The following is a 22,009-nucleotide window of genomic DNA, read 5'->3' on the forward strand; positions in this document are numbered from 1 at the left end:
GTTTTAATGCTATTTGCTAATGTGCCGTCTGGCGTTAGTATTAGGCTGCGCGCGGCTTGCTGGCTGCGGGCTTTGATGGGTCGCCCAATGGATGTAAATGGCCCGGGAAGGTTTGGATTAATGTACGCCCTAAGGGGAAAACCGTATACTTTCCCGGCACGCCCCTTCCCCGTCATGTGCCGACAGTGAACGAACACCTTCCCCAATCCTCTGATCGTCGCGACGTGATTCGCCGCCCCATGCTGGCCTATGCGCTGGCATTGATCGGCTTGATCGCCGTCGCCACCGGCTGGGATGTCTATGGCAGCTACCGGGCCCAGCAGGACTTGGTCCACCGCCAGATGGCGACGTTGGCCAACGCCGCCAGCGTCGGGATCGAGGGCAGCGTGCGTGCCATCGACGGTCTTTTGCAGGATGCCGCCAAGTCCATCGACCTTGACCATTGGCCCAACCCGCAAGCGGTCAGCTATATCCAGGCGCGGCTGGGGGGCTTCCCGGAAATCCAGGATCTGATCATCGTCGGCCCCGATGGGCGAACCGTTTCGGAAATCATCAACGCCCGCTCGACGACGGCGCAGGTTCTGGACGTGTCCGACCGGGAATATTTCCTGCACCAGCGCGATCATTGGGCCGATCAGTCCCTGCATATCGCCGCCCCGGTGGTCAGCCGGGCGCTGGGCCGGCACGTCATCCCGCTGTCGCGGCCGTTGCCGGGCCGGAACGGGGCCTTTGGCGGCCTGGTGGCGGCCGGAATCAACCCGGTCTATTTCGAAAAGGTCCTGGGGGGCTTTGCGATGCAGCAAGATGCCAGCGCATCGCTGTTGCGCCGCGACGGCATGTTCCTGGCCCGCTTCCCGGACGAGATCCAGTATCGCGGTCTTTCCGCCGCCGACAGCCCGATCTTCCGCCAGCATCTGCCGTCGGCGTCGGCCGGGGTGGTCGAGGTGCCCGACATCGTCACCGGCCGCCAGCGGGTGATCGCCTATCGCGCCATGGCCAATTACCCCTTGGTGGCGATATCGACCCTGCCGGTGCCGATCGCGCTGCAGGAATGGCGCCAGCAAATGGCGCAAGGCGTGGTCACCATCCTGGTTCTGGCCGGGGTGGTGTTGTTCCTGACCTTCGTCGTCGAGCGGCGCACGGATTCGCTGCGCAACCTCGCTGAAATCATTCAGTCGTCCGACGACGCCATCATCGGCATGACTCTGGCCGGGCGGATCACCAGCTGGAACGGCGGCGCCAGCCGGTTGTTCGGCTACGCCGCCGCCGAGGCGATCGGGCAGTCCGTCACCATGCTTGGCCCCAAGGAGCGCCCGGGTGAGGCGCAGGACGTCCTGAGCCGGATCGCCAACGGGCCGCCGGTGGAACTTTACGATACGCAGCGCAGGACCAAGGATGGCCGTCTGATCGACGTCTCGGTATCCATTTCACCGATCTTGGATGGGCGCGGCAAGATCATCGGCGCGTCCAAGATCGTGCGCGACATCACCCGGCGCAAGCGAGCCGAGGACGAAATCCGCCATCTTGCCGCCGTCCTGGAACGCCGGGTCGAGGAACGCACCGCCGAACTGGTCGCCGCCAACCAGGAAATGGAAAGCTTCACCTACGCCGTTTCCCACGATTTGCGGGCGCCGCTCCGGGCGATGACCGGGTTCAGCCAAGCCCTGATCGAGGATTGCGGCAGCACTTTGGATGACAATTCCAAGGTCTATCTCGACCAGATCGTCATCGCCAGCCGCCACATGGGGGCCCTGATCGACGGGCTGCTGCTGCTGTCGCGCTGCTCGCGCGGCGACCTGCAACGCGAAAATATCGACCTTTCGGGCATGGCGACCTGGATGCAGCGCGAATTGCACCAGGCCCATCCGGACCGCAAGGTCACCTGGACCATCGAGGACGGGCTGTCGGCCTGGGGCGATCCGCGCATGATCGAAATCGTCATGCGCAACCTGATGGGCAACGCGATGAAATACACCGCCCGCACCGAAGACGCGCAAGTCCGCATCTTCTCGGAACGCGACGGTGCCACGGTGCGCATTTGCGTTGCCGACAATGGCGCCGGCTTCAATCCCGACCATGCGGAAAAGCTGTTTCGCCCGTTCCAGCGCCTGCATCGCCAGGACGAGTTTCCCGGTCTGGGCATCGGCCTGGCGACGGTCCGGCGCATCGTCTCGCGCCATGGCGGGGCCATCGAGGCCACCTCGGCCCCCGGGAAGGGGGCGACGTTTTGTTTCAGTTTGCCGGTGGGAACCGAAGAAGACATGGGGATGGGGCAATCATGAAGGTCAAATCGATCCTGATGGTCGAGGACAATCCGCAAGACGAGATGTTGGCGCTTCGGTCGCTGCAGAAGGTCAACCTGGCCAATCAGGTGGACGTGGTTCGCGACGGCCAACAGGCGCTTGATTATCTGTTCCAGCAAGGCGAGTTCGCCGGGCGAGTGGGCTCGGACCTGCCGACGGTGGTCCTGCTCGACATCAACCTGCCCCGCCTGAGCGGGCTCGAGGTGTTGAAGCGGCTGCGCGAGCACAAGGAAACCCATCTGTTGCCGGTGGTGATCCTGACCTCGTCCGACGAGGAGGAGGATCGCCTGAAGAGTTACGAGGGCGGCGCCAATTCTTTCGTCCGCAAGCCGCTGGGTTTCGCCGAATTCGCCGAGACCGTGGCGCGCCTGGGCGTCTATTGGCTGGCCGTCAACACGCCGCCCGAGGTGTGACCGTGGACCGCCCGTTGAACATCCTGGTGATCGAGGATTCGGCGGCAGATTTCATGCTGGTCGAGCGTCATCTGCGCCGGGCCAGCCTGGATGCCAGGTGTCGGCGGGTGGACACTTTGGCCGATTTGACCGCGGCCCTGGACGAGTCCGAATGGGACGTGGTCTTGAGCGACTATTCCATGCCGGCCATGTCGTTCGGGCAGACGCTGGAACTTCTGCGCGGTTGCCGGCCTGATCTGCCGTTGATCCTGATCTCCGGCGGCCTGGGCGAGGAAGAGGCGGCCGAGTGGCTGAAGCGGGGCGCCTGGGACTTCGTCCTCAAGGGCGGACTGGCCCGGCTGGTGCCGGCCATCGAGCGCGCCATGCGCGACGCCGCCGAGCATCGGGCGGTCCGCGAGGCGGAACAGGCGGTGCGTGACGGCGCCTTCCGGATGCGGCAATTGATCGCCGGCCTGCCCCATCCGGTGTGGACCTGCGACCCCGACGGCGCCTGCGACTTCTTAAGCGAGCGCTGGGTGGCCTATACCGGCATTCCCGCCGACATCCAACTGGGATATGGCTGGTTGGAAAGCGTGCATCCCGACGACCAAGCCGGCTTGATGAGTGCCTGGAATGCGGCGGTGGCGGCGGGCAGCGATTTCGCCGTCGAGTTTCGCCTGCGCCGGCATGACGGCGCCTATCGCTGGTTCGACACCAGGGCGGTGCCCTTGCGCACCGAGGACGGCCGGATCGAGAAGTGGTTCGGCTCGAGTTCCGACATCCACGAGACCCGCGAAGGGCGCGAGGCCCTGCGGGTCAGCGAGGCGCGGCTGTCGGCCATCTTCCATATCAGCCCGGCAGCGATCGCGGTCAGCCGGGCTGCCGACGGCCTGTTCTTCGAAGCCAACGAAACCTTCCTTTCGACCTTCGGCTACCAACGCGCGGAATTGATCGGGCACACGGCGATCGAGATCGGGATGTGGCAAAACCTGGCCGTGCGCAAGGCGGCGGTGTCGGCCCTGAGAAGCGGCAAGCCGGTCATCAATCGCGAGATCCGCCTGGTCCGCAAGGGGGGCGCGGTCGGCGAGTTCCTGTATTCCGCCGCCTTGACCGAATTGAACGGCGAGGAATGCATCTTGTCGGTGATGCAAGACGTCACCGATTACAACGCCACCAAGCACCACGAGGAAGAATTGCGCCAGTCCAACGCCGAGTTGGAGCAATTCGCCTATGTCGCCAGCCATGATCTGCGCGAGCCGTTGCGGATGATCTCGAGCTATCTCAACCTGCTGAAACGGCGCCTGGGGGCGTCGCTGGACGCGACCGGGCAGGAATTCATCGGCTACGCGGTCGATGGCGCCACCCGGATGGATGCCTTGATCCGCGATCTGCTGGAATATTCCCGGGTCGGCCGCGACGCCGTGCATGAGACCGTGTCCCTGGCGACCGTCCTGGAAGAGGTGCGCCTGATCCTGGGGCCGACCTTGATCGAGGTCGGTGCCGACCTGACGATCGCCGAGGACCTGCCCTCGGTCATCGGCTATCATCGCGACATCGTGCGCCTGTTCCAGAACCTGATCGGCAATGCCGTCAAGTACCGCCATCCCGACCGCGCTGCGGTCATCTCGGTGGGGTGGAAGGATGATGGCTCGTCCCACTGGGTCGCCTTCGTCCAAGACAACGGCACCGGGATCGAGGCCCGCGATTTTGAACGGGTCTTCGGCATCTTCCAGCGGCTGGTCCCCCGCGAGCAGTGCGAGGGAACCGGCATCGGCCTGGCGGTCTGCCACAAGATCGTCGAACAGCACCATGGCCGCATCTGGATCGAATCGGTGCCCGGCAAGGGCAGTACCTTCTTCGTGTCCCTGCCCAAGGCAGCGTGACTGTCGTCGATCGCATGTGGTCGGCGCCATTCTTGTTTGTGGGTTCGATAATCCTCCTGATGGTGCGATGCAATATTGCCTCCGCGATTGTTTAGTAGTCAGCTGCCTATTCGAAAGAATATAGGTATTCATACTTATACGGTGACGCGCTAATTGTTTGATATTGATCGAATACCGTCTTTATTTTACTGTAATTGACTAATGTCACGGACGCGATTGCGGAAAACGGTGGCGGGGCGCCGAACAGGGCGGGCAGACGGATTAGGGGGACTTCATGAATTTCGCGATGGTTATTCGCGGCGCCGCGATCGGGGCCGTGACCTTGCTGGCTGTCGGCGTCGAGGAGGCCGGGGCCACAGACCGCAAGGCCAGCCTGACCCGCCAGATGGTCGAGGACATCAAAGCCGGCAAGATGGAGCTGGAAGGCGACCATGCCGCCGTCAACGAACTGATCATCAAACGCAACATCCCGATCACCTATAGTTACATCGCGGTGCTGATGCGTACGCCCAATGCCTTTGGCGAAGGGCCGGCCTGCGTGGTGTGCCATGGGTCCGGCGATCCGTCGGTGTCCTATCGCGGCCTGGACCTGTCGACCTGCGAGGGCATCAACAAGGGCTCGACCGAACCGCCGGCCCGTAAGCTGTTCACTCCCGGCAAGGGCGCCAAGAAGGAATTGCTGGGACGCATGCTGCGCAACAACCGCATGCCGCTGGGTGTTCGCTTCAACGTCCCGACCGACAGTCCGCCGATCCTGTCCATCCGCCAATGGATCGCCGACGGCGCCAAGGATGACGCCCACTTCAAGAAGGACATCCTGCCGCTGTTCGCCACCGCCAACACCTTCGCGGCCAACACTCCGGCCTGCACCGAGTGCCATATGTCCAACCAGGAGCCGCCCAGCTTCCACGAACTGGACCTGTCCAGCTACAAGGGCATCATGCTGGGCGCCGATTCGGTGGCCAAGGGCGTGGCCAACGCCACCAAGGTCGTGATCCCCGGCAAGCCCGACGAAAGCGGCCTGATGCAGCATCTGGTGGAAAACCGCATGCCGCCCGGTATCGAGCCGTCGTCGGATCGCGACCATCCCAACACCCAATTGCTGCTGCGCTGGATCGAGCAGGGGGCCAGGTGCGACTGAATCTGGGGCGCCGCCGGTTCCTGGCCGGCGGCTTAGCCCTTTGGGCCGGCGCGGCGAAGGCGTCGATGCCGCGCGGGTCGCTGGCCTGGACGGTCGATACCGGCAACAAGGTGTTGACGCCGGCGGCCCGGGACGGCGACCGGTTGGCTTTTGCCGGCGAGGCCCGGGTCGGGCTGGTCGAAGGCCGCACCGGCCGGCTGCTGTGGGGGCGGGACCTGACCGACGGCGATGCGGCCCGTTTCCGTCCGCGTCTGGCCGATGGTGTGATGCTGACCGGCGCCGCCGGGGCCTTCAAGGCCTGGGGGGGCGAGGATGGCCGGCCGCTGTGGCGGGCCGAGGCCGAGCGGGCCTTTGGCGCCCCGCTCATATATAAAGGAACGGTGCTGGCTGGCGACGGTCACCGGCTGGTCGCCCGCGATCTGACCAGCGGCGCCGTTCGCTGGCATTTCGATACCCATCTCGACACCGACATCCATTACGCCCCCGCCGCCGCCGCCGGCACGGTGTTCGTGTGCGGCGGCGATGGTGTGCTGAACGCGGTGGACCTGGCCAGCGGCCGCTTGCTGTGGCGGATCGATCGCGCCAAGGAATGGCAGTATCTGCGGCAATTGCACATCTGGAACGACATCCTGGTGGCCGGCGCCTATCAAGAGAAGCTGCACGGATTGGACATCGCCACCGGGGCCGAGCGCTGGAGCTTCTATGCCGGCAATTTCATCAATTCCCATCTGGTCGCCGACGGTTCGGCCTATTTGTGGTCGCCGACCGGCTGGCTGTATGCCGTCGATGCCGCGAACGGCGCCGTGCGCTGGCGCCATCGCACCACCGATTACGGCAAGGCCGCCGGCAATTGGGCGCCGCTGATGGCCGAACTGGTGGTGCAAGGCGACGATCTGTTCGCCCTGGACATGGCCGATGTCCTGCATGTGCTGGATATCGCCTCGGGTCGCGAGCGACTCCGCGTGGCGGTCGGAGAAAAGCTGCGCCCGTTCGTCGTGCCTCTGGGCCAGGGCCTGGCGGCCTTCGGCACCCAGGACGGCCGTCTGCTCGGAGTGACGATTTAGTCGCTCTCCTGCCCGTTTCCGGGTAGGGCCAGCCGCCCCATCCGGGGCAAGCGCTCCTTGCGCGAATGTGGCAAATTTACGTGTCAATAGCCATGTCGGCTTGACAGTCCAGGGGGGCTGGATTACACCACGCCTACCCGCGCGGGTGGTCGGTTCCTGACCCGACATCCGCGTGGGATGGCTTGTGCTTGTTTGTTGGAGGGCTGTTCCCCGTCATCCTGCCATGCGGTGTCATCCGCCGAACCCGGGCCCTTCCGATCCTGTCAGATCAGCAATCGGTCCCCGTTTTCGTCCGGAACGCCTCTATGATGGCGCGGGGGATTGTCTTCGGGTCGCACCCAATTGAAGGGCAGGGACGATGGACGCTTGGCTGCTCGAATATCTGCCGATCCTGATTTTCCTGGGGATCGCCATTGCCGTATCCGTGATCGCCATCGCGGCGTCGTGGCTGGCCGGCAAGCAACGGCCCGATCCGGAAAAGAACGCCGCTTACGAATGCGGCTTCGACGCCTTCGGCGACGCCCGCTCGAAGTTCGAGGTGCGTTTCTACCTGGTGGCCATCCTTTTCATCATCTTCGATCTGGAAGTGGCGTTCCTGTTCCCGTGGGCGGTGACCCTGGGCAAGATCGGCCTGTTCGGCTTCTGGTCGATGATGGTGTTCCTGGGCGTGCTGACCATCGGCTTCATCTATGAATGGCGAAAGGGAGCCCTGGAATGGGAGTGAGCAATTCCTCGCTGGTGACGCCCGCCCACGCAGGCCCGCTGGCCCCCGGCGCGGCGCAGGACCAGCTGATGAAGCTGGTGGCCGACGAAATCCAGGACAAGGGCTTCGTCGTCGCCAATCTCGACAAGCTGGTCAATTACGTCCGCACCGGTTCCTTGTGGCCGATGACCTTCGGTCTGGCCTGCTGCGCCGTGGAAATGATCCATGCCGGCTGCTCGCGCTATGACCTGGACCGCTTCGGCATCGTCTTCCGTCCCAGCCCGCGTCAGTCCGACGTGATGATCGTCGCCGGCACCCTGACCAACAAGATGGCTCCGGCGTTGCGCCGCGTCTACGACCAGATGGCCGAGCCGCGCTGGGTGATCTCGATGGGCTCGTGCGCCAATGGCGGCGGCTATTATCACTATTCCTACTCGGTGGTGCGCGGTTGCGACCGCGTGGTTCCGGTGGACGTCTATGTCCCCGGTTGCCCGCCGACCGCCGAGGCGCTTCTGTACGGCATCATGCAGCTGCAGAAGAAGATCCGCCGTACCGGCACCATCCTGCGCTAGCCACCTTTGGGACGGTCACAAACCATGACGCAAGTGCTGAAGGATCTGGGCGACTACATCGCCGCCGCCCTGCCCAACGACGTCCTGTCCGCCGAGGTGAACCGCGTCGGCGAATTGACGGTCAACGTCCGTGCCGCCTCGGTGGCCCGCGTGCTGACTTTCCTGCGTGACGATTCCGGCTGCCTGTTCAAGCAGCTGGTCGATGTCTGCGGGGTCGATTACCCCGAGCGCGAGGAACGCTTCGACGTGGTCTATCACCTGCTGTCGCTGAAGCATAACCAGCGCGTGCGGGTGAAGGCCCGGACCGACGAAGAGACTCCGGTCCCGTCGGTGGTCGGCGTGTTCAGTTCGGCCGGCTGGTTCGAGCGCGAGACCTGGGACATGTACGGCATCATCTTCGCCGACCATCCCGACCTGCGCCGCATCCTGACCGATTACGGCTTCGAAGGCCATCCGCTCCGGAAGGACTTCCCGCTGACCGGCACTGTCGAGATCCGCTACGACGAAGAGCAGAAGCGCTGCGTCTACGAGCCGGTCAAGCTGGTCCAGGATTTCCGCAGCTTCGATTTCCTGTCGCCATGGGAAGGCCAAGGGCCGCTTCCGGGCGACGAAAAGGCGGAAGGGAGCCGCTGACATGGCTGAAGCCGAGATCAAGAGCTACAACATCAATTTCGGTCCTCAGCACCCGGCCGCCCACGGCGTGCTGCGTCTGATCCTCGAGATGTCGGGCGAAATCGTCGATCGCGCCGATCCGCATATCGGCCTGCTGCATCGCGGCACCGAGAAGCTGATCGAACACAAGATCTACCAGCAATCGATCCCCTATTTCGACCGCCTGGACTATGTCGGCACCATGAACCAGGAGCACGCCTTCGTGCTCGCGGTGGAAAACCTGCTGGGCGTCGATATCCCGTTGCGCGCCAAGTACATCCGCACGCTTTACTGCGAGATCGGCCGCATCCTCAACCACATCTTGAACGTCTGCTCGTTCGTCTTCGACGTCGGCGGCATGACGCCGATGCTGTGGGGCTTCGAGGAGCGCGAAAAGCTGATGGAGTTCTACGAGCGCGCCTGCGGTGCTCGTCTGCACGCCAACTACTTCCGCATCGGCGGCGTCGCCATGGACCTGCCGCCGGGCCTGTTGGAAGACATCGATGCCTGGTGCGACCAGTTCCCCAAGGTGATCGACGATATCGAGACCCTGGTCACCGAGAACCGCATCTTCAAGCAGCGCACCGTCGATATCGGCACGGTCAGCGCCGAGCAGGCGCTGGATTGGGGCTTCACCGGCCCGAACCTGCGGGCTTCCGGCATCGCCTGGGATCTGCGCAAGAGCCAGCCCTACGAAGTCTATGACCGCATGGATTTCGACATCCCCGTCGGCAAGGCCGGCGATTGCTATGACCGCTACCTGATCCGCGTCATCGAGATGCGCGAATCGGTCAAGATCATGAAGCAGTGCATCCGCGAGATGCCGGCCGGTCTGGTCCGGGTCGATGACCGCAAGGTCAGCCCGCCGCCCAGGGCCGAGATGAAGCGGTCGATGGAAGCCCTGATCCATCACTTCAAGCTGTTCACCGAGGGCGTGCGCGTGCCGGCCGGCGAGACCTACACCGCCGTCGAGGCGCCCAAGGGCGAGTTCGCCGTCTATATCGTCGCCGACGGCACCAACAAGCCCTATCGCTGCAAGATCCGTCCGCCGGGATACGTCCACCTGCAGGCCCTCGACATGATGTCCAAGGGACACATGATGGCCGACGTGGTCGCCAATATCGGCTCCATCGACATCGTTTTCGGCGAGATCGACCGATGAGCAACGAAACCGAAATGACCAGCTTCGCCTTCACCCCCGAGAACCTGGAACTGGCGAAGAAGATCATCGCCAAGTATCCGGCCGGGCGTCAGCAATCGGCGGTGATGCCGCTGTTGGACCTGGCCCAGCGCCAGGTCGGCTGGACCTCCATCGCGGTGATCGAGGCGATCGCCGAGATGCTGGAGATGGCCCCGATCCGGGTGCAGGAAGTGGTGACCTTCTACACCATGTACAACCAGCGCCCGGTCGGTAAGTTCCACGTCCAGGTGTGCACCAACATCTGCTGCCTGCTGCGTGGGTCCGACGGTGTCGGCGCCACCGCCCAGGAGGTGCTGGGCGTCCAGTGGGGCGAGACCACGGCCGACGGGATGTTCACCCTGTCCGAGGTCGAGTGCCTGGGTGCCTGCGTCAACGCCCCGATGATGCAGGTCAACGACGATTATTACGAGGACCTGACGCCGGACACCACCAAGGCGGTGCTTGACGCGCTGAAGCGCGGCGAGACCCCGAAGGTGGGTCCGCAGAACGGCCGGCAGTTCTCGGCCCCCGAGGGTGGCCCGACCACCTTGACCGAACTCACCTTCGGAACGGAGAAGGCGTGATGCTGCGCGATCAAGACCGTATCTTCACCAATCTCTACGGCATCCACGACTGGGGCCTGAAGGGCGCCCAGGCTCGCGGCGACTGGGACGGCACCAAGGCCATCCTGGAAAAGGGCCGCGACGCCATCATCGAGGAAGTCAAGAATTCCGGCCTGCGCGGCCGTGGCGGCGCCGGCTTCTCGACCGGCATGAAGTGGTCCTTCATGCCCAAGACCGAAGGGGCTCGTCCGCACTTCCTGGTCATCAACGCCGACGAGGGCGAGCCGGGCACCTGCAAGGACCGCGAGATCATGCGCTTCGACCCGCACAAGCTGGTCGAGGGCGCGCTGATCGCCGCCTTCGCGGTCGGCGCGCACGCCGCCTACATCTATATCCGCGGCGAGTTCATCCTTGAGGCCAAGCACCTGCAGGCCGCCATCGACCAGGCCTATGAAGCCGGGCTGATCGGCAAGAATGCCTGCGGTTCGGGCTTCGATTTCGATTGCTACGTCCATCGCGGCGCCGGCGCCTATGTCTGCGGCGAGGAATCGGCGCTGATCGAAAGCTTGGAAGGCAAGAAGGGCCAGCCCCGCCTGAAGCCGCCGTTCCCGGCCGGCGTCGGTCTGTATGGCTGCCCGACCACGGTCAACAACGTCGAATCCATCGCGGTGGTGCCGACCATCATGCGCCGGTCAGCGGCGTGGTTCGCTGGAATCGGCCGGCCGAAGAATTCCGGCACCAAGCTTTTCTGCATCTCGGGGCACGTCAACAAGCCGTGCAACGTCGAAGAAGAGATGGGCATCCCCTTCCGCGAGCTGGTCGACAAGCATTGCGGCGGCATCCGCGGCGGCTGGGACAATCTGCTGGCGGTGATCCCCGGCGGTTCCTCGACGCCTGCGCTGACCAAGGACATCTGCGAGACCGTCCTGATGGATTTCGACGGCCTGCGAGAGGCTGGTTCGGGCCTGGGCACGGCGGCGGTCATCGTCATGGACAAGTCCACCGACATCGTGCGGGCCATCACCCGGCTGTCGCGCTTCTACAAGCACGAAAGCTGCGGCCAGTGCACGCCGTGCCGCGAAGGCACCGGCTGGATGTGGCGCATGATGGAGCGCATCAACAAGGGCGAGGCCGCCCTGGAAGAAATCGACATGCTGCAGGAAATCACCAAGCAGGTCGAAGGCCACACCATCTGCGCCCTGGGCGACGCGGCCGCTTGGCCGATCCAGGGCCTGATCCGTCACTTCCGTCCCCTGATCGAAGCCAAGATCAAGGGCCGGGCTTCCAGCGCGGCTTAAGGCTGTAAGGACCGATAGACCATGCCGAAACTGACTATCGACGGACGTGAGATCGAGGTCGAGGCCGGGACGACCATCCTGCAGGCCGCCGAACGCCTTGACCCCCCGATTGAAATCCCGCGCTTCTGTTATCACGAGCGCCTGGCCGTGGCCGGCAATTGCCGCATGTGCCTGGTGGAAGTGGAGAAGATGCCCAAGCCGGTGGCGTCGTGCGCCATGCCGGTGGGCGAGGGGATGGTGGTCCACACCAACAACGCCAATGTGCGCAAGGCGCGCCAGGGCGTGATGGAGTTCCTGCTGATCAACCACCCGCTGGATTGCCCGATCTGCGATCAGGGCGGCGAGTGCGACCTGCAGGACCAGGCGATGAATTACGGCGGCGATCGCGGCCGTTACCTGGAAGAGAAGCGCTCGGTCGAGGACAAGGATTACGGTCCGTTGATCCAGACCATGATGACCCGCTGCATCCAGTGCACGCGCTGCATCCGCTTCATCTCGGAAATCGCCGGCACCCCGGTCCTGGGCGGTCTGCACCGGTCCGAGCATCTGGAAGTCGGCCGGTACGTCAACGCCGCCGTGTCCAGCGAATTGTCGGGCAATCTGATCGATCTGTGCCCGGTGGGCGCGCTGACCAACAAGCCGGCCAGCTTCACCTATCGCGCCTGGGAACTGAAGAAGACCGAATCGGTCGATGCCATGGACGCGCTGGGTTCGGCCATCCGCATCGACAGCCGCGGCAACGAGGTGGTGCGCATCCTTCCCCGCGTCAATGACGACATCAACGAGGAATGGCTGTCGGATCGCTCGCGCTTCGCCGTCGATGGCCTGAAGCGTCAACGCCTGGACCGCTGCTATGTCCGCAAGGACGGCAAGCTGGTGTCGGCCTCGTGGTCGGAAGCCTTCGCCGCCATCGCGGAAAAGGCCAAGGGCCTGGCGGGGTCGAAGATCGCCGCCATCGCCGGCGACCAGACCGATTGCGAGACCATGGTGGCCCTGAAGGACCTGATGACCTCGCTGGGCTCGGCCAACATCGATTGCCGCCAGGATGGCGCCAAGCTCGATGGTTCGGTCCGCGCTTCGTATCTGTTCAACAGCACCATCGCCGGCATCGAAGAGGCCGACGCGGTCCTGATCGTGGGCTCGAACCCGCGCAAGGAAGCGCCGGTGCTGAACGCCCGCATCCGCAAGCGTTACCTGAAGGGCGGCTTCAAGGCGGCGGTGATCGGCCCTAAGGCCGACCTGACCTTCAAGGCCGACTGGCTGGGTGACGATGCCGCCATCCTGGCCGATATCGCCTCGGGCAAGCATCCCTTCTTCCAGGTGCTGAAGTCGGCCGCCAAGCCGGCCATCATCCTGGGTCAGGGCGCGTTGGCCCGTGCCGATGGCGCCGCCATCCTGGGCTTGGCCAAGAAGATCGCCGACGAGGCCGGTCTGGTGAAGGACGGCTGGAACGGCTTCAACGTGCTGCACACCGCCGCGGCTCGCGTCGGTGGCCTGGATCTGGGCTTCCTGCCCGGTTCGGGTGGTCTTGATACCGCCGGTATCGTAGCCGCCGCCGGCAAGGGCGACGTCGAGCTGGTGTTCCTGGCCGGTGCCGACGAAGTCGAGATGGCCGGCCTGGGCAAGGCCTTCGTGGTCTATATGGGCAGCCACGGCGATGCTGGTGCCCACCGGGCCGACGTGGTTCTGCCGAGTGCCGCCTATACCGAGAAGCAGGCGACCTTCGTCAACATGGAAGGCCGGGCGCAGCGCACCAATATGGCGATCTTCCCGCCGGGCGAGGCCAAGGACGACTGGAAGGTCGTGCGCGCCCTGTCCGACGCGTTGGGCAAGCCCTTGGCCTACGACACCGTCGGCCAGCTGCGCACCCGTCATCCCTTGTTCGGTCAGCTGGGCCTGCTGCATCCGGCCGCCTGGGGCGCCTTTGGCGCCGAGGGCGCGCTGGAGGCCAAGAAGCTGGTCTCGTGCATCGACAATTTCTACATGACCGACCCGATCAGCCGCGCTTCGAAGACCATGGCGGAATGCACCGCCTCGTTCGGCGCCGGCTGTGGCTGCAACCACCACAAGAAGACGGGGACCCATGGTTGATATGCTCGCCGGGCTGATGCCCCCCGAGATCTGGCGCCTGATCGTCATCGTCGTCCAGATTCTCGCCATTGTCCTGCCGCTGCTGATCGCGGTCGCCTATCTGACCTATGCCGAGCGCAAGGTCATCGGCGCCATCCAGCTGCGCAAGGGTCCCAACGTGGTCGGCCCGTTCGGCCTGCTGCAGCCTTTGGCCGACGGCGTCAAGCTGTTCCTGAAGGAAACCATTCTGCCGACCGGGGCCAACAAGGCGGTGTTCATCATCGCCCCGATGTTGACCTTCTTCCTGGCGCTGATCGCCTGGGCGGTGATCCCGTTCGACCAGGGCTGGGTGCTGGCCGACATCAATGTCGGCATCTTGTACCTGTTCGCCATCTCGTCCCTGGGCGTCTACGGCATCATCATGTCGGGCTGGGCGTCCAACTCGAAATACGCCTTCCTGGGCGGCCTTCGCTCGGCGGCGCAGATGGTGTCCTATGAAGTGTCGATCGGCTTCGTGCTGGTGTCGGTGCTGCTGACGGTGGGGTCCTTGAACCTGTCCGACGTGGTGCTGCGCCAGAAAGAGACGATGTGGTTCGTCATCCCGCATCTGCCGATGTTCTTCATCTTCCTGATCTCGGCCCTGGCCGAGACCAACCGCGCCCCCTTCGACCTTCCGGAAGCGGAATCCGAGCTGGTGGCCGGCTACAACGTCGAATATTCGGCGATGACCTTCGCCCTGTTCTTCCTGGGTGAATACGCCAACATGATCCTGATGAGCGGCATGACCGTCATCTTGTTCCTGGGCGGCTGGCTGCCCCCGTTCGACGTCGCCCCCTTCAACTGGGTGCCGGGGATCATCTGGTTCGCGCTGAAGATTTGCGCCGTGCTGTTCGTGTTCCTGTGGGTCCGCGCGACGTTCCCGCGCTACCGCTACGACCAGCTGATGCGCTTGGGCTGGAAGGTGTTCCTGCCGTTCTCGCTGTTCTGGCTGGTGCTGACGTCGGGCGTGCTGGTCGCGTTCGGCTGGCTGCCGAACCAGGGCTAAGGAGGGATTGGGTATGTCGTTTCTCGACCGTACCGCCCGGGCGTTCCTGTTGACGGAACTGTTCCAGGGCTTGGCTTTGACCTTCCGCTACATGTTCAAGCCCAAGGTCACCATCAACTACCCTTATGAAAAGGGTCTGCTGTCGTCGCGGTTCAGGGGCGAGCACGCGCTGCGCCGCTATGCCTCGGGCGAAGAACGCTGCATCGCCTGCAAGCTGTGCGAGGCCATCTGCCCCGCCCAGGCGATCACCATCGAGGCCGAGCCTCGGGAAGATGGCTCGCGCCGGGCGCGCCGCTACGATCTGGACATGACCAAGTGCATCTTCTGCGGCCTGTGCCAGGAAGCCTGCCCGGTCGATGCCATCGTCGAGGGGCCGAACTTCGAGTACGCCACCGAGACCCGGGCGGAACTGATGTACAACAAGTCCAAACTGCTCGCGAACGGCGATCGCTGGGAGGCCGAACTGGCCCACCGCATCGCCGAAGACGCGCCGTACCGTTGACCAGGGGGATGGCATGATCGCGGCTCTCATTTTCTACATGTTCGCAGGCCTGGCGGTGGCTGCCGGTGTCATGGTCATCTCGGCCAGGAACCCGGTCCACTCGGTTCTGTTCCTCATCCTCGCCTTCTTCAACGCGGCCGGGTTGTTCCTGCTGCTGGGCGCCGAATTCCTGGCGATGGTTCTGGTCGTCGTCTATGTCGGCGCGGTGGCGGTGTTGTTCCTGTTCGTCGTCATGATGCTGGACATCAACTTCCTGAAGCTTCGGGAAGGGGTGGCGCAGTATCTGCCCATCGGCGCGGTCATCGGCCTGGTGCTGGTGGTCGAACTGGCGGTGATCTTCGGCGGCTGGGCCTTTGCCCCCGACGTCGAGGCGCTGATCAAGGCCCCGGCTCCGGCGGCCGACCAGATCACCAACACCGAGGCGCTGGGCCGGCTGCTCTATACCGACTACGCCTATCTGTTCCAGGCGTCGGGCCTGATCTTGCTGGTGGCCATGGTCGGCTCGATCCTGCTGACCCACCGCCGCCGTCCCGGCGTGCGCAAGCAGGTGATCGCCGATCAGATCGCGCGCACCGCCAAGAACAGCGTCGAAATCGTCAAGGTTCCCACCGGGGGAGGCATCTGATGTTCGCTATCGGTCTCGCCCATTACCTGACCGTTGCCGCCATTCTGTTCACGCTGGGCGTGTTCGGCATCTTCCTGAACCGGAAGAACGTCATCATCATCATGATGAGCGTCGAGCTGATGCTGCTGGCGGTGAACCTTAACCTGGTGGCCTTCTCGTCGTTCCTGAACGATCTGGTCGGCCAGGTCTTCACCATGTTCATCCTGACCGTCGCCGCCGCCGAGGCCGCCATCGGTCTGGCCATCGTCGTCGTCTTCTTCCGCAACCGCGGCACCATCGCGGTCGAGGAAATCAGCCAGCTGAAGGGGTAATCCGGCAATGATGTATATCGCCGCAGTCTTCCTGCCGCTGCTGGGCTCGATCGTCGCCGGCCTGTTCGGCCGCTTCATCGGTGACCGGGGTGCGCAGCTCGTCACCTGCACGCTTCTGGGCGTGTCCGCCGCCATCTCGGGGCTGATCTTCAAGTCGGTCGCCATCGAGGGCAATGCGGTGGTCATCCCGCTGCTGAACTGGATCCAGTCGGGCACCGTCAACGTGTCGTGGGCCTTGAAGTTCGACACCCTGACCGCGGTCATGATGATCGTGGTGACCTGGGTGTCGTTCATGGTTCACGTCTACTCGGTCGGCTATATGAGCCATGATCCGTCGAAGCCGCGCTTCATGAGCTATCTGTCGCTGTTCACCTTCGCCATGCTGATGCTGGTGACCGCCGACAACCTGATCCAGATGTTCTTCGGTTGGGAAGGCGTCGGTGTGGCGTCGTACCTGCTGATCGGCTTCTGGTTCCACAAGCCGTCGGCCAACGCCGCCGCCATCAAGGCCTTCGTGGTCAATCGCGTCGGCGATTTCGGCTTCGCGCTGGGCATCTTCGGCGTCTATTACATGTTCGACTCGGTCGTCTTCGACGCCATCTTCGCCGCCGCTCCCGGAAAGGCCGGGGCGACGGTGACCTTCTTTGGCGTCGAATGGCACGCGGTCACCGTCTGCTGCCTGCTGCTGTTCGTCGGTGCCATGGGCAAGTCGGCTCAGCTGGGCCTGCACACCTGGCTGCCCGACGCGATGGAAGGCCCGACCCCGGTGTCGGCGCTGATCCATGCCGCCACCATGGTCACCGCCGGCGTCTTCATGGTTGCCCGCATGAGCCCGCTGTTCGAGTTCTCGGACACCGCGCTGGCCACCGTGACCATCATCGGCGCGGCGACAGCCTTCTTCGCCGCCACCGTCGGCTGCGTCCAGAACGACATCAAGCGCATCATCGCTTATTCGACCTGCTCGCAGCTGGGCTACATGTTCTTCGCCATCGGCGTGTCGGCCTATCAGGCGGCGATCTTCCACCTGATGACCCACGCCTTCTTCAAGGCGCTGCTGTTCCTGGGTGCCGGCTCGGTGATCCACGCCATGAGCGACGAACAGGACATCCGCCGCATGGGCGGCATCTGGAAGCACGTCAAGGTGACCTGGGCGCTGATGTGGATCGGCTCGCTGGCCCTGGCCGGCATCCCGTTCTTCGCCGGCTATTATTCCAAGGACACCATCCTGGAAGCCGCCTTCGCCGCCCATTCCAACGTCGGCCTGCTGGCCTATGTCCTGGGTGTCGCCGCCGCCTTCCTGACCGCCTTCTATTCCTGGCGTCTGCTGATCCTGACCTTCCACGGCAAGCCGCGCGCCGACGAGCACACCATGGCCCACGTCCATGAAAGCCCGGCGGTGATGGTGCTGCCGCTCTTGGTGCTGGCCACCGGCGCCGTGCTGGCCGGCTGGCTGGGCTACGAGATGTTCGTCGGTCACGACCGCGCCGAATTCTGGAAGTCGGCCATCCTGGTGACCGCCGCCCATCCGACCATGGAAAACCTGCACCACATCCCCAGCTGGGTCGCGACCCTGCCGACGGTGGTGGCGGTGTCGGGTATCGCGCTGGCCTATATCCTTTACATGTTCGCGCCGTCGGTGCCGGGCATGCTGGCCAAGAGCTTCAACGGCATCTACCTGTTCTTGCTGAACAAGTGGTATTTCGACGAGCTGTACGACTTCTTGTTCGTGCGTCCGGCCTTCAAGCTGGGCCGGGGTCTGTGGAAGGGCGGCGACGGCGCCTTGATCGACGGTGTCGGTCCCGACGGTGTCGCGGCCGCCACCAAGGCGATCGCCGGCAAGGTCGGCCGTCTGCAGTCCGGATACCTTTACCATTACGCCTTTGCGATGCTGATCGGTGTGGCGACCTTCGTCACCTGGTACATGTTCAACGCGCGCTAAAGTCTGGGGAAGACCATGACCGATTGGCCCTTGCTCTCGTTGACGACGTTCCTGCCGCTGGTGGGCGCGTTGTTCATCCTGGCGATCCGCGGCGAAGCCCAGGTGGTGGCGCGTAATGCCCGCAACGTGGCGCTGCTGACCTCGGTGGCGACCTTCGTCGTCTCGCTGTTCATCCTGTCCGGCTTCGATCCGGCCTCGGCGGATTTCCAGTTGAAGGAATCCACCACCTGGCTGCCGGGAACCGCCATCGCCTATACCATGGGCGTCGACGGCATCTCGGTGTGGTTCGTGCTGCTGTCGACCTTCCTGACCCCCATCTGCATCCTGTCGTCCATCGGCGCGGTGGAGAATCGGGTCAAGGAATACATGATCTCGTTCCTGATCCTCGAGACCATGATGGTGGGCATGTTCTGCGCCCTGGACATGGTGCTGTTCTACGTCTTCTTCGAAGGCGTGCTGATCCCGATGTTCATCATCATCGGCGTGTGGGGCGGCCAACGCCGGGTCTATGCGGCCTTCAAGCTGTTCCTTTATACCCTGGCCGGTTCGGTGCTGATGCTGATCGCCATGCTGGCGATGTATTTCGACGCCCACACCACCGACATCCCGACCCTGATGGCCCATGCCTTTGACGGCCGCATGCAATTGTGGCTGTGGCTGGCCTTCTTCGCCTCGTTCGCCGTCAAGGTGCCGATGTGGCCGGTCCATACCTGGCTGCCCGACGCCCACGTCGAGGCCCCAACCGCCGGTTCGGTGATCCTGGCCGGCGTGCTGTTGAAGATGGGCGCCTACGGTTTCATCCGCTTCTCGGTGCCGATGTTCCCGATCGCCTCGGAATACTTCACGCCGCTGATCTACACCCTGTCCATCGTCGCGGTGATCTACACCTCGCTGGTGGCCCTGGTGCAGGACGACATGAAGAAGCTGATCGCCTATTCCTCGATCGCCCACATGGGTTACGTGACCATCGGCATTTTCTCGATGACCACCCAGGGCGTCGAGGGCGCGATGTACCAGATGCTGTCGCACGGCATCGTCTCGGGCGCGCTGTTCTTGTGCGTCGGCGTGGTCTATGACCGCATGCACACCCGCGAGATCGCCCGTTATGGCGGCCTGGTGGAACGCATGCCGAAATATGCGGCGGTGTTCATGCTGATGACCATGGCCTCGGTCGGCCTGCCCGGCACTTCGGGCTTCGTCGGCGAGTTCCTGGTGCTGCTGGGCGTGTTCCAGGTCAATTCTTGGGTGGCCCTGTTCGCCGCCACCGGCCTGGTGCTGGGTGCGTGCTATGCGCTGTATCTCTATCGCCGCGTGGTGTTCGGCAAGCTGACCCGCGAGGATCTGAAGTCCATCATGGATCTGTCCCCGCGCGAGGTGGCGATGTTCGCCCCGATGATCGTGCTGGTGATCTGGATGGGCGTCTATCCGAACACCTTCCTGGAACCGATGCATGCCTCGGTCGCCAAGCTGATCGACAATTTCGAACTGGCCAAGGCCGCCGCCAACGGCCTTTCGGTCGCGGCTCGCTAAAGGGGATTGGACGACATGACTGCAACGATCGACCTCATCCCCGCTTTGCCGGAAGTGATCATGGCCGTGGTGGCCATGGGCCTTCTGATGCTGGGCGTGTTTTCCAAGTCCGACACCACCAAGCCCGCGACAATCATCGTCATCCTGACCCTGGTGGCCTGCGTGCTGGTGACTTGGGGCCTGGGCGGCGAGAAGCTTTCGACCTTCGGCGGCATGTTCGTGCTGGATGGTTTCGCCGTGTTCGCCAAGGTGATGATCCTGGTGGCTTCGGCCTTCACCGCCGCCATGAGCATGAACTACCTGGAAAAGGAAAAGCTGGGCCGCTTCGAGTATCCGGTCCTCATCATGTTCGCCACCTTGGGCATGATGATGATGGTCTCGGCCAATGATTTCCTGTCGCTCTATCTGGGCCTGGAACTGCAATCCCTGTCGCTTTACGTGCTGGCCGCCTATCACCGCGACAGCGCCCGGGCGACCGAGGCCGGCTTGAAGTACTTCGTGCTGGGCGCCCTGGCCTCGGGGCTGCTGTTGTACGGCGCCTCGCTGGTCTACGGCTTCGCCGGCACCACCTCGTTCGACGGGATCGCCAAGCTGTTCGGCGGCGAGCATGCCGTCCACCCGCATCTGGGCTTCATCGTCGGCCTGGTGTTCATCATGGCCGGCCTGTCCTTCAAGATCTCGGCGGTGCCGTTCCACATGTGGACCCCCGACGTCTATGAAGGTGCTCCGACCCCGGTGACCAGCTTCTTCGCCGTCGCCCCCAAGATCGCCGCCATGTTGCTGTTCACCCGCGTCATGGTCGGCCCGTTCGGCGATATGGCCGACCAGTGGCGCCAGGTGGTGTCGTTCATCGCCATCATGTCGATGTTCGTCGGCTCCTTCGCCGCCATCGTCCAGACCAACATCAAGCGTCTGATGGCCTATTCCTCGATCGGCCATGTCGGCTTCATCCTGGTCGGCATCGCCGCCGGGACCGCCGACGGTGTCCAGGGCGTGCTGATCTATCTGGCCATCTACCTGTTCATGAATATCGGCGCCTTCGCCGTGATCTTGTGCATGCGTCAGAAGGGCCGCCTGGTCGAAGGCATCGAGGACCTGGCCGGTCTGTCCAAGACCCATCCGCTGATGGCGACGGTGATGGCCATCTTGATGTTCTCGATGGCCGGTATCCCGCCGCTGGCCGGCTTCTGGGGCAAGTTCTACGTGTTCAAGGCCGCCGTCGATCAGGGCCTGTTCGCCCTGGCGGTGATCGGTATCCTGACCAGCGTGGTGAGCGCCTATTACTATCTGCGCATCATCAAGATCATGTATTTCGATGAGGTGGTGGAAACCTTCGACCGTCTGCAGGGCGGGGCGATGACCCTGGTGATGGGTGTTTCGACCGCGGTGGTGCTGCTGTTCACCCTCGTCCCGGGTCCGCTGCTGGTCCGCGCCAAGGCGGCTGCGGCGGTATTGTTCGCCCAGTGATCTCGGTTCCCCAAATGCCGACGCCGTCCCGCCTGGTCTGGCGGGACAGCGTCGACAGTACCAACGATGAAGCACGGCGGCTGATCGCGAACGGATCAGCCGCCGATCTGCTTGTGGTGGCGGCGGGTCAGCAAAGCAAGGGCAGGGGGCGGCGCGGCCGCACCTGGATCAGCCCGGAAGGCAACCTGCATTGTTCGGTGCTGATCGGCATCGATGGGCGCCTGGGGCAGGCGGCACAACTGGGCTTCGCGGCCGCCGCCGCTTTGGTCGATGGGCTTTCCCAGGCCCTTCCCCTGACCCGCCTGCGCGCCAAATGGCCCAACGACGTGATGGCCGAGACCCATGAGGGCTGGAAGAAATGCGCCGGCATGCTGCTGGAGCCGGTCGGCAGCCAATGGCTGATCCTGGGTCTGGGTGTCGATGTCGCCGACGCACCGCCGGCCGAGGGCATGAACCATCCGGCGGTCAGCCTGGCCGAGCTGGGCTATCGCGGCAACGCGATGGGGGTGCTGGACGGCTTCATGGCGGCGTTCATCCCGGCGGTTGGGCTGTGGCGCGAACAGGGATTCACACCGATCCGCCACGCCTGGCTGGATCGCTCGCGCGGGTTGGGCGAGCCGTGCGTGGTGCGTCTGGAAGCGGAAACCGTGACCGGCACCTTCACCGGACTTGACGAGGAAGGCGCACTGATCTTGGATCAACCCGGCCAGGGATTGCGCCGTATCCTGGCCGGCGATGTGTTCTTTCCCCCCGTCTGACCGGAAGGGTCC

Annotated in this window: 20 protein-coding genes; all 20 read left to right on the plus strand. The window is 64.0% G+C overall.

All coding sequences use genetic code 11. The annotated features are described in order from the left end of the window. Window positions 1-224: 224 nt before the first annotated feature. Window positions 225-2,282, plus strand: coding sequence for an ATP-binding protein (locus MTBLM5_RS00865; protein WP_173973916.1), 2,058 nt, complete (start codon window positions 225-227; stop codon window positions 2,280-2,282). Further along, window positions 2,279-2,716 (plus strand): response regulator, encoded by a 438-nt coding sequence (locus tag MTBLM5_RS00870; RefSeq protein WP_068501622.1) that lies wholly within the window; start codon window positions 2,279-2,281, stop codon window positions 2,714-2,716. The genes MTBLM5_RS00865 and MTBLM5_RS00870 overlap by 4 nt, the downstream gene beginning before the upstream one ends. Window positions 2,717-2,718: 2 nt before the next feature. Next, window positions 2,719-4,578, plus strand: coding sequence for an ATP-binding protein (locus MTBLM5_RS00875; protein ID WP_173973917.1), 1,860 nt, complete (start codon window positions 2,719-2,721; stop codon window positions 4,576-4,578). Window positions 4,579-4,852: 274 nt separating this feature from the next. Next, window positions 4,853-5,719 (plus strand): hypothetical protein, encoded by an 867-nt coding sequence (locus tag MTBLM5_RS00880; RefSeq protein WP_217424945.1) that lies wholly within the window; start codon window positions 4,853-4,855, stop codon window positions 5,717-5,719. After that, entirely contained in the window at window positions 5,710-6,783 is a 1,074-nt protein-coding gene (locus MTBLM5_RS00885) for a PQQ-binding-like beta-propeller repeat protein (protein WP_173973918.1), read from the plus strand. Before MTBLM5_RS00880 ends, MTBLM5_RS00885 begins: the two co-directional genes overlap by 10 nt. A gap of 358 nt (window positions 6,784-7,141) precedes the next feature. Further along, window positions 7,142-7,507 (plus strand): NADH-quinone oxidoreductase subunit A, encoded by a 366-nt coding sequence (locus MTBLM5_RS00890; RefSeq protein WP_068501612.1) that lies wholly within the window; start codon window positions 7,142-7,144, stop codon window positions 7,505-7,507. Next, window positions 7,498-8,058: an NADH-quinone oxidoreductase subunit B family protein gene (locus MTBLM5_RS00895; protein ID WP_173973919.1), complete on the plus strand. Its 561-nt coding sequence runs from the start codon at window positions 7,498-7,500 to the stop codon at window positions 8,056-8,058. Before MTBLM5_RS00890 ends, MTBLM5_RS00895 begins: the two co-directional genes overlap by 10 nt. A gap of 24 nt (window positions 8,059-8,082) precedes the next feature. Then, window positions 8,083-8,691, plus strand: a complete 609-nt coding sequence (locus MTBLM5_RS00900) for an NADH-quinone oxidoreductase subunit C (protein WP_173973920.1) — start codon at window positions 8,083-8,085, stop codon at window positions 8,689-8,691. 1 nt (window position 8,692) lies between these two features. Further along, on the plus strand, window positions 8,693-9,871 hold the full coding sequence (locus tag MTBLM5_RS00905; protein WP_173973921.1) for an NADH-quinone oxidoreductase subunit D: 1,179 nt from the start codon (window positions 8,693-8,695) through the stop codon (window positions 9,869-9,871). Then, a complete protein-coding gene (gene nuoE / locus MTBLM5_RS00910) occupies window positions 9,868-10,473 on the plus strand; it encodes an NADH-quinone oxidoreductase subunit NuoE (protein WP_173973922.1) in 606 nt (201 codons plus the stop codon). The genes MTBLM5_RS00905 and nuoE overlap by 4 nt, the downstream gene beginning before the upstream one ends. Next, window positions 10,473-11,750, plus strand: coding sequence for an NADH-quinone oxidoreductase subunit NuoF (nuoF, locus tag MTBLM5_RS00915; protein WP_173973923.1), 1,278 nt, complete (start codon window positions 10,473-10,475; stop codon window positions 11,748-11,750). Before nuoE ends, nuoF begins: the two co-directional genes overlap by 1 nt. A 21-nt stretch (window positions 11,751-11,771) precedes the next feature. Further along, window positions 11,772-13,841 (plus strand): NADH-quinone oxidoreductase subunit NuoG, encoded by a 2,070-nt coding sequence (gene nuoG / locus MTBLM5_RS00920; protein ID WP_173973924.1) that lies wholly within the window; start codon window positions 11,772-11,774, stop codon window positions 13,839-13,841. Then, window positions 13,834-14,865, plus strand: a complete 1,032-nt coding sequence (gene nuoH, locus MTBLM5_RS00925; protein WP_173973925.1) for an NADH-quinone oxidoreductase subunit NuoH — start codon at window positions 13,834-13,836, stop codon at window positions 14,863-14,865. Before nuoG ends, nuoH begins: the two co-directional genes overlap by 8 nt. 13 nt (window positions 14,866-14,878) lie before the next feature. Then, the gene (gene nuoI / locus MTBLM5_RS00930; protein WP_173973926.1) at window positions 14,879-15,367 is read left to right on the plus strand and encodes an NADH-quinone oxidoreductase subunit NuoI; all 489 of its coding nucleotides are present in this window, start codon (window positions 14,879-14,881) and stop codon (window positions 15,365-15,367) included. A 13-nt stretch (window positions 15,368-15,380) separates the two neighbouring features. Beyond that, window positions 15,381-15,992 (plus strand): NADH-quinone oxidoreductase subunit J, encoded by a 612-nt coding sequence (locus tag MTBLM5_RS00935; RefSeq protein ID WP_173973927.1) that lies wholly within the window; start codon window positions 15,381-15,383, stop codon window positions 15,990-15,992. Next, a complete protein-coding gene (gene nuoK, locus MTBLM5_RS00940) occupies window positions 15,992-16,303 on the plus strand; it encodes an NADH-quinone oxidoreductase subunit NuoK (RefSeq protein WP_173973928.1) in 312 nt (103 codons plus the stop codon). Before MTBLM5_RS00935 ends, nuoK begins: the two co-directional genes overlap by 1 nt. Window positions 16,304-16,313: 10 nt before the next feature. Further along, window positions 16,314-18,242 (plus strand): NADH-quinone oxidoreductase subunit L, encoded by a 1,929-nt coding sequence (nuoL, locus tag MTBLM5_RS00945; RefSeq protein WP_173974053.1) that lies wholly within the window; start codon window positions 16,314-16,316, stop codon window positions 18,240-18,242. A 15-nt stretch (window positions 18,243-18,257) separates the two neighbouring features. Continuing rightward, a complete protein-coding gene (locus MTBLM5_RS00950; protein ID WP_173973929.1) occupies window positions 18,258-19,772 on the plus strand; it encodes an NADH-quinone oxidoreductase subunit M in 1,515 nt (504 codons plus the stop codon). Between the two features lie 15 nt (window positions 19,773-19,787). Beyond that, window positions 19,788-21,239 (plus strand): NADH-quinone oxidoreductase subunit NuoN, encoded by a 1,452-nt coding sequence (gene nuoN, locus MTBLM5_RS00955; RefSeq protein WP_173973930.1) that lies wholly within the window; start codon window positions 19,788-19,790, stop codon window positions 21,237-21,239. Window positions 21,240-21,253: 14 nt separating this feature from the next. Continuing rightward, the gene (locus MTBLM5_RS00960; protein WP_173973931.1) at window positions 21,254-21,997 is read left to right on the plus strand and encodes a biotin--[acetyl-CoA-carboxylase] ligase; all 744 of its coding nucleotides are present in this window, start codon (window positions 21,254-21,256) and stop codon (window positions 21,995-21,997) included. Window positions 21,998-22,009 lie beyond the last annotated feature (12 nt).

It is taken from the genome of Magnetospirillum sp. LM-5, from assembly GCF_902729445.1.
Classification (GTDB): domain Bacteria; phylum Pseudomonadota; class Alphaproteobacteria; order Rhodospirillales; family Magnetospirillaceae; genus Magnetospirillum.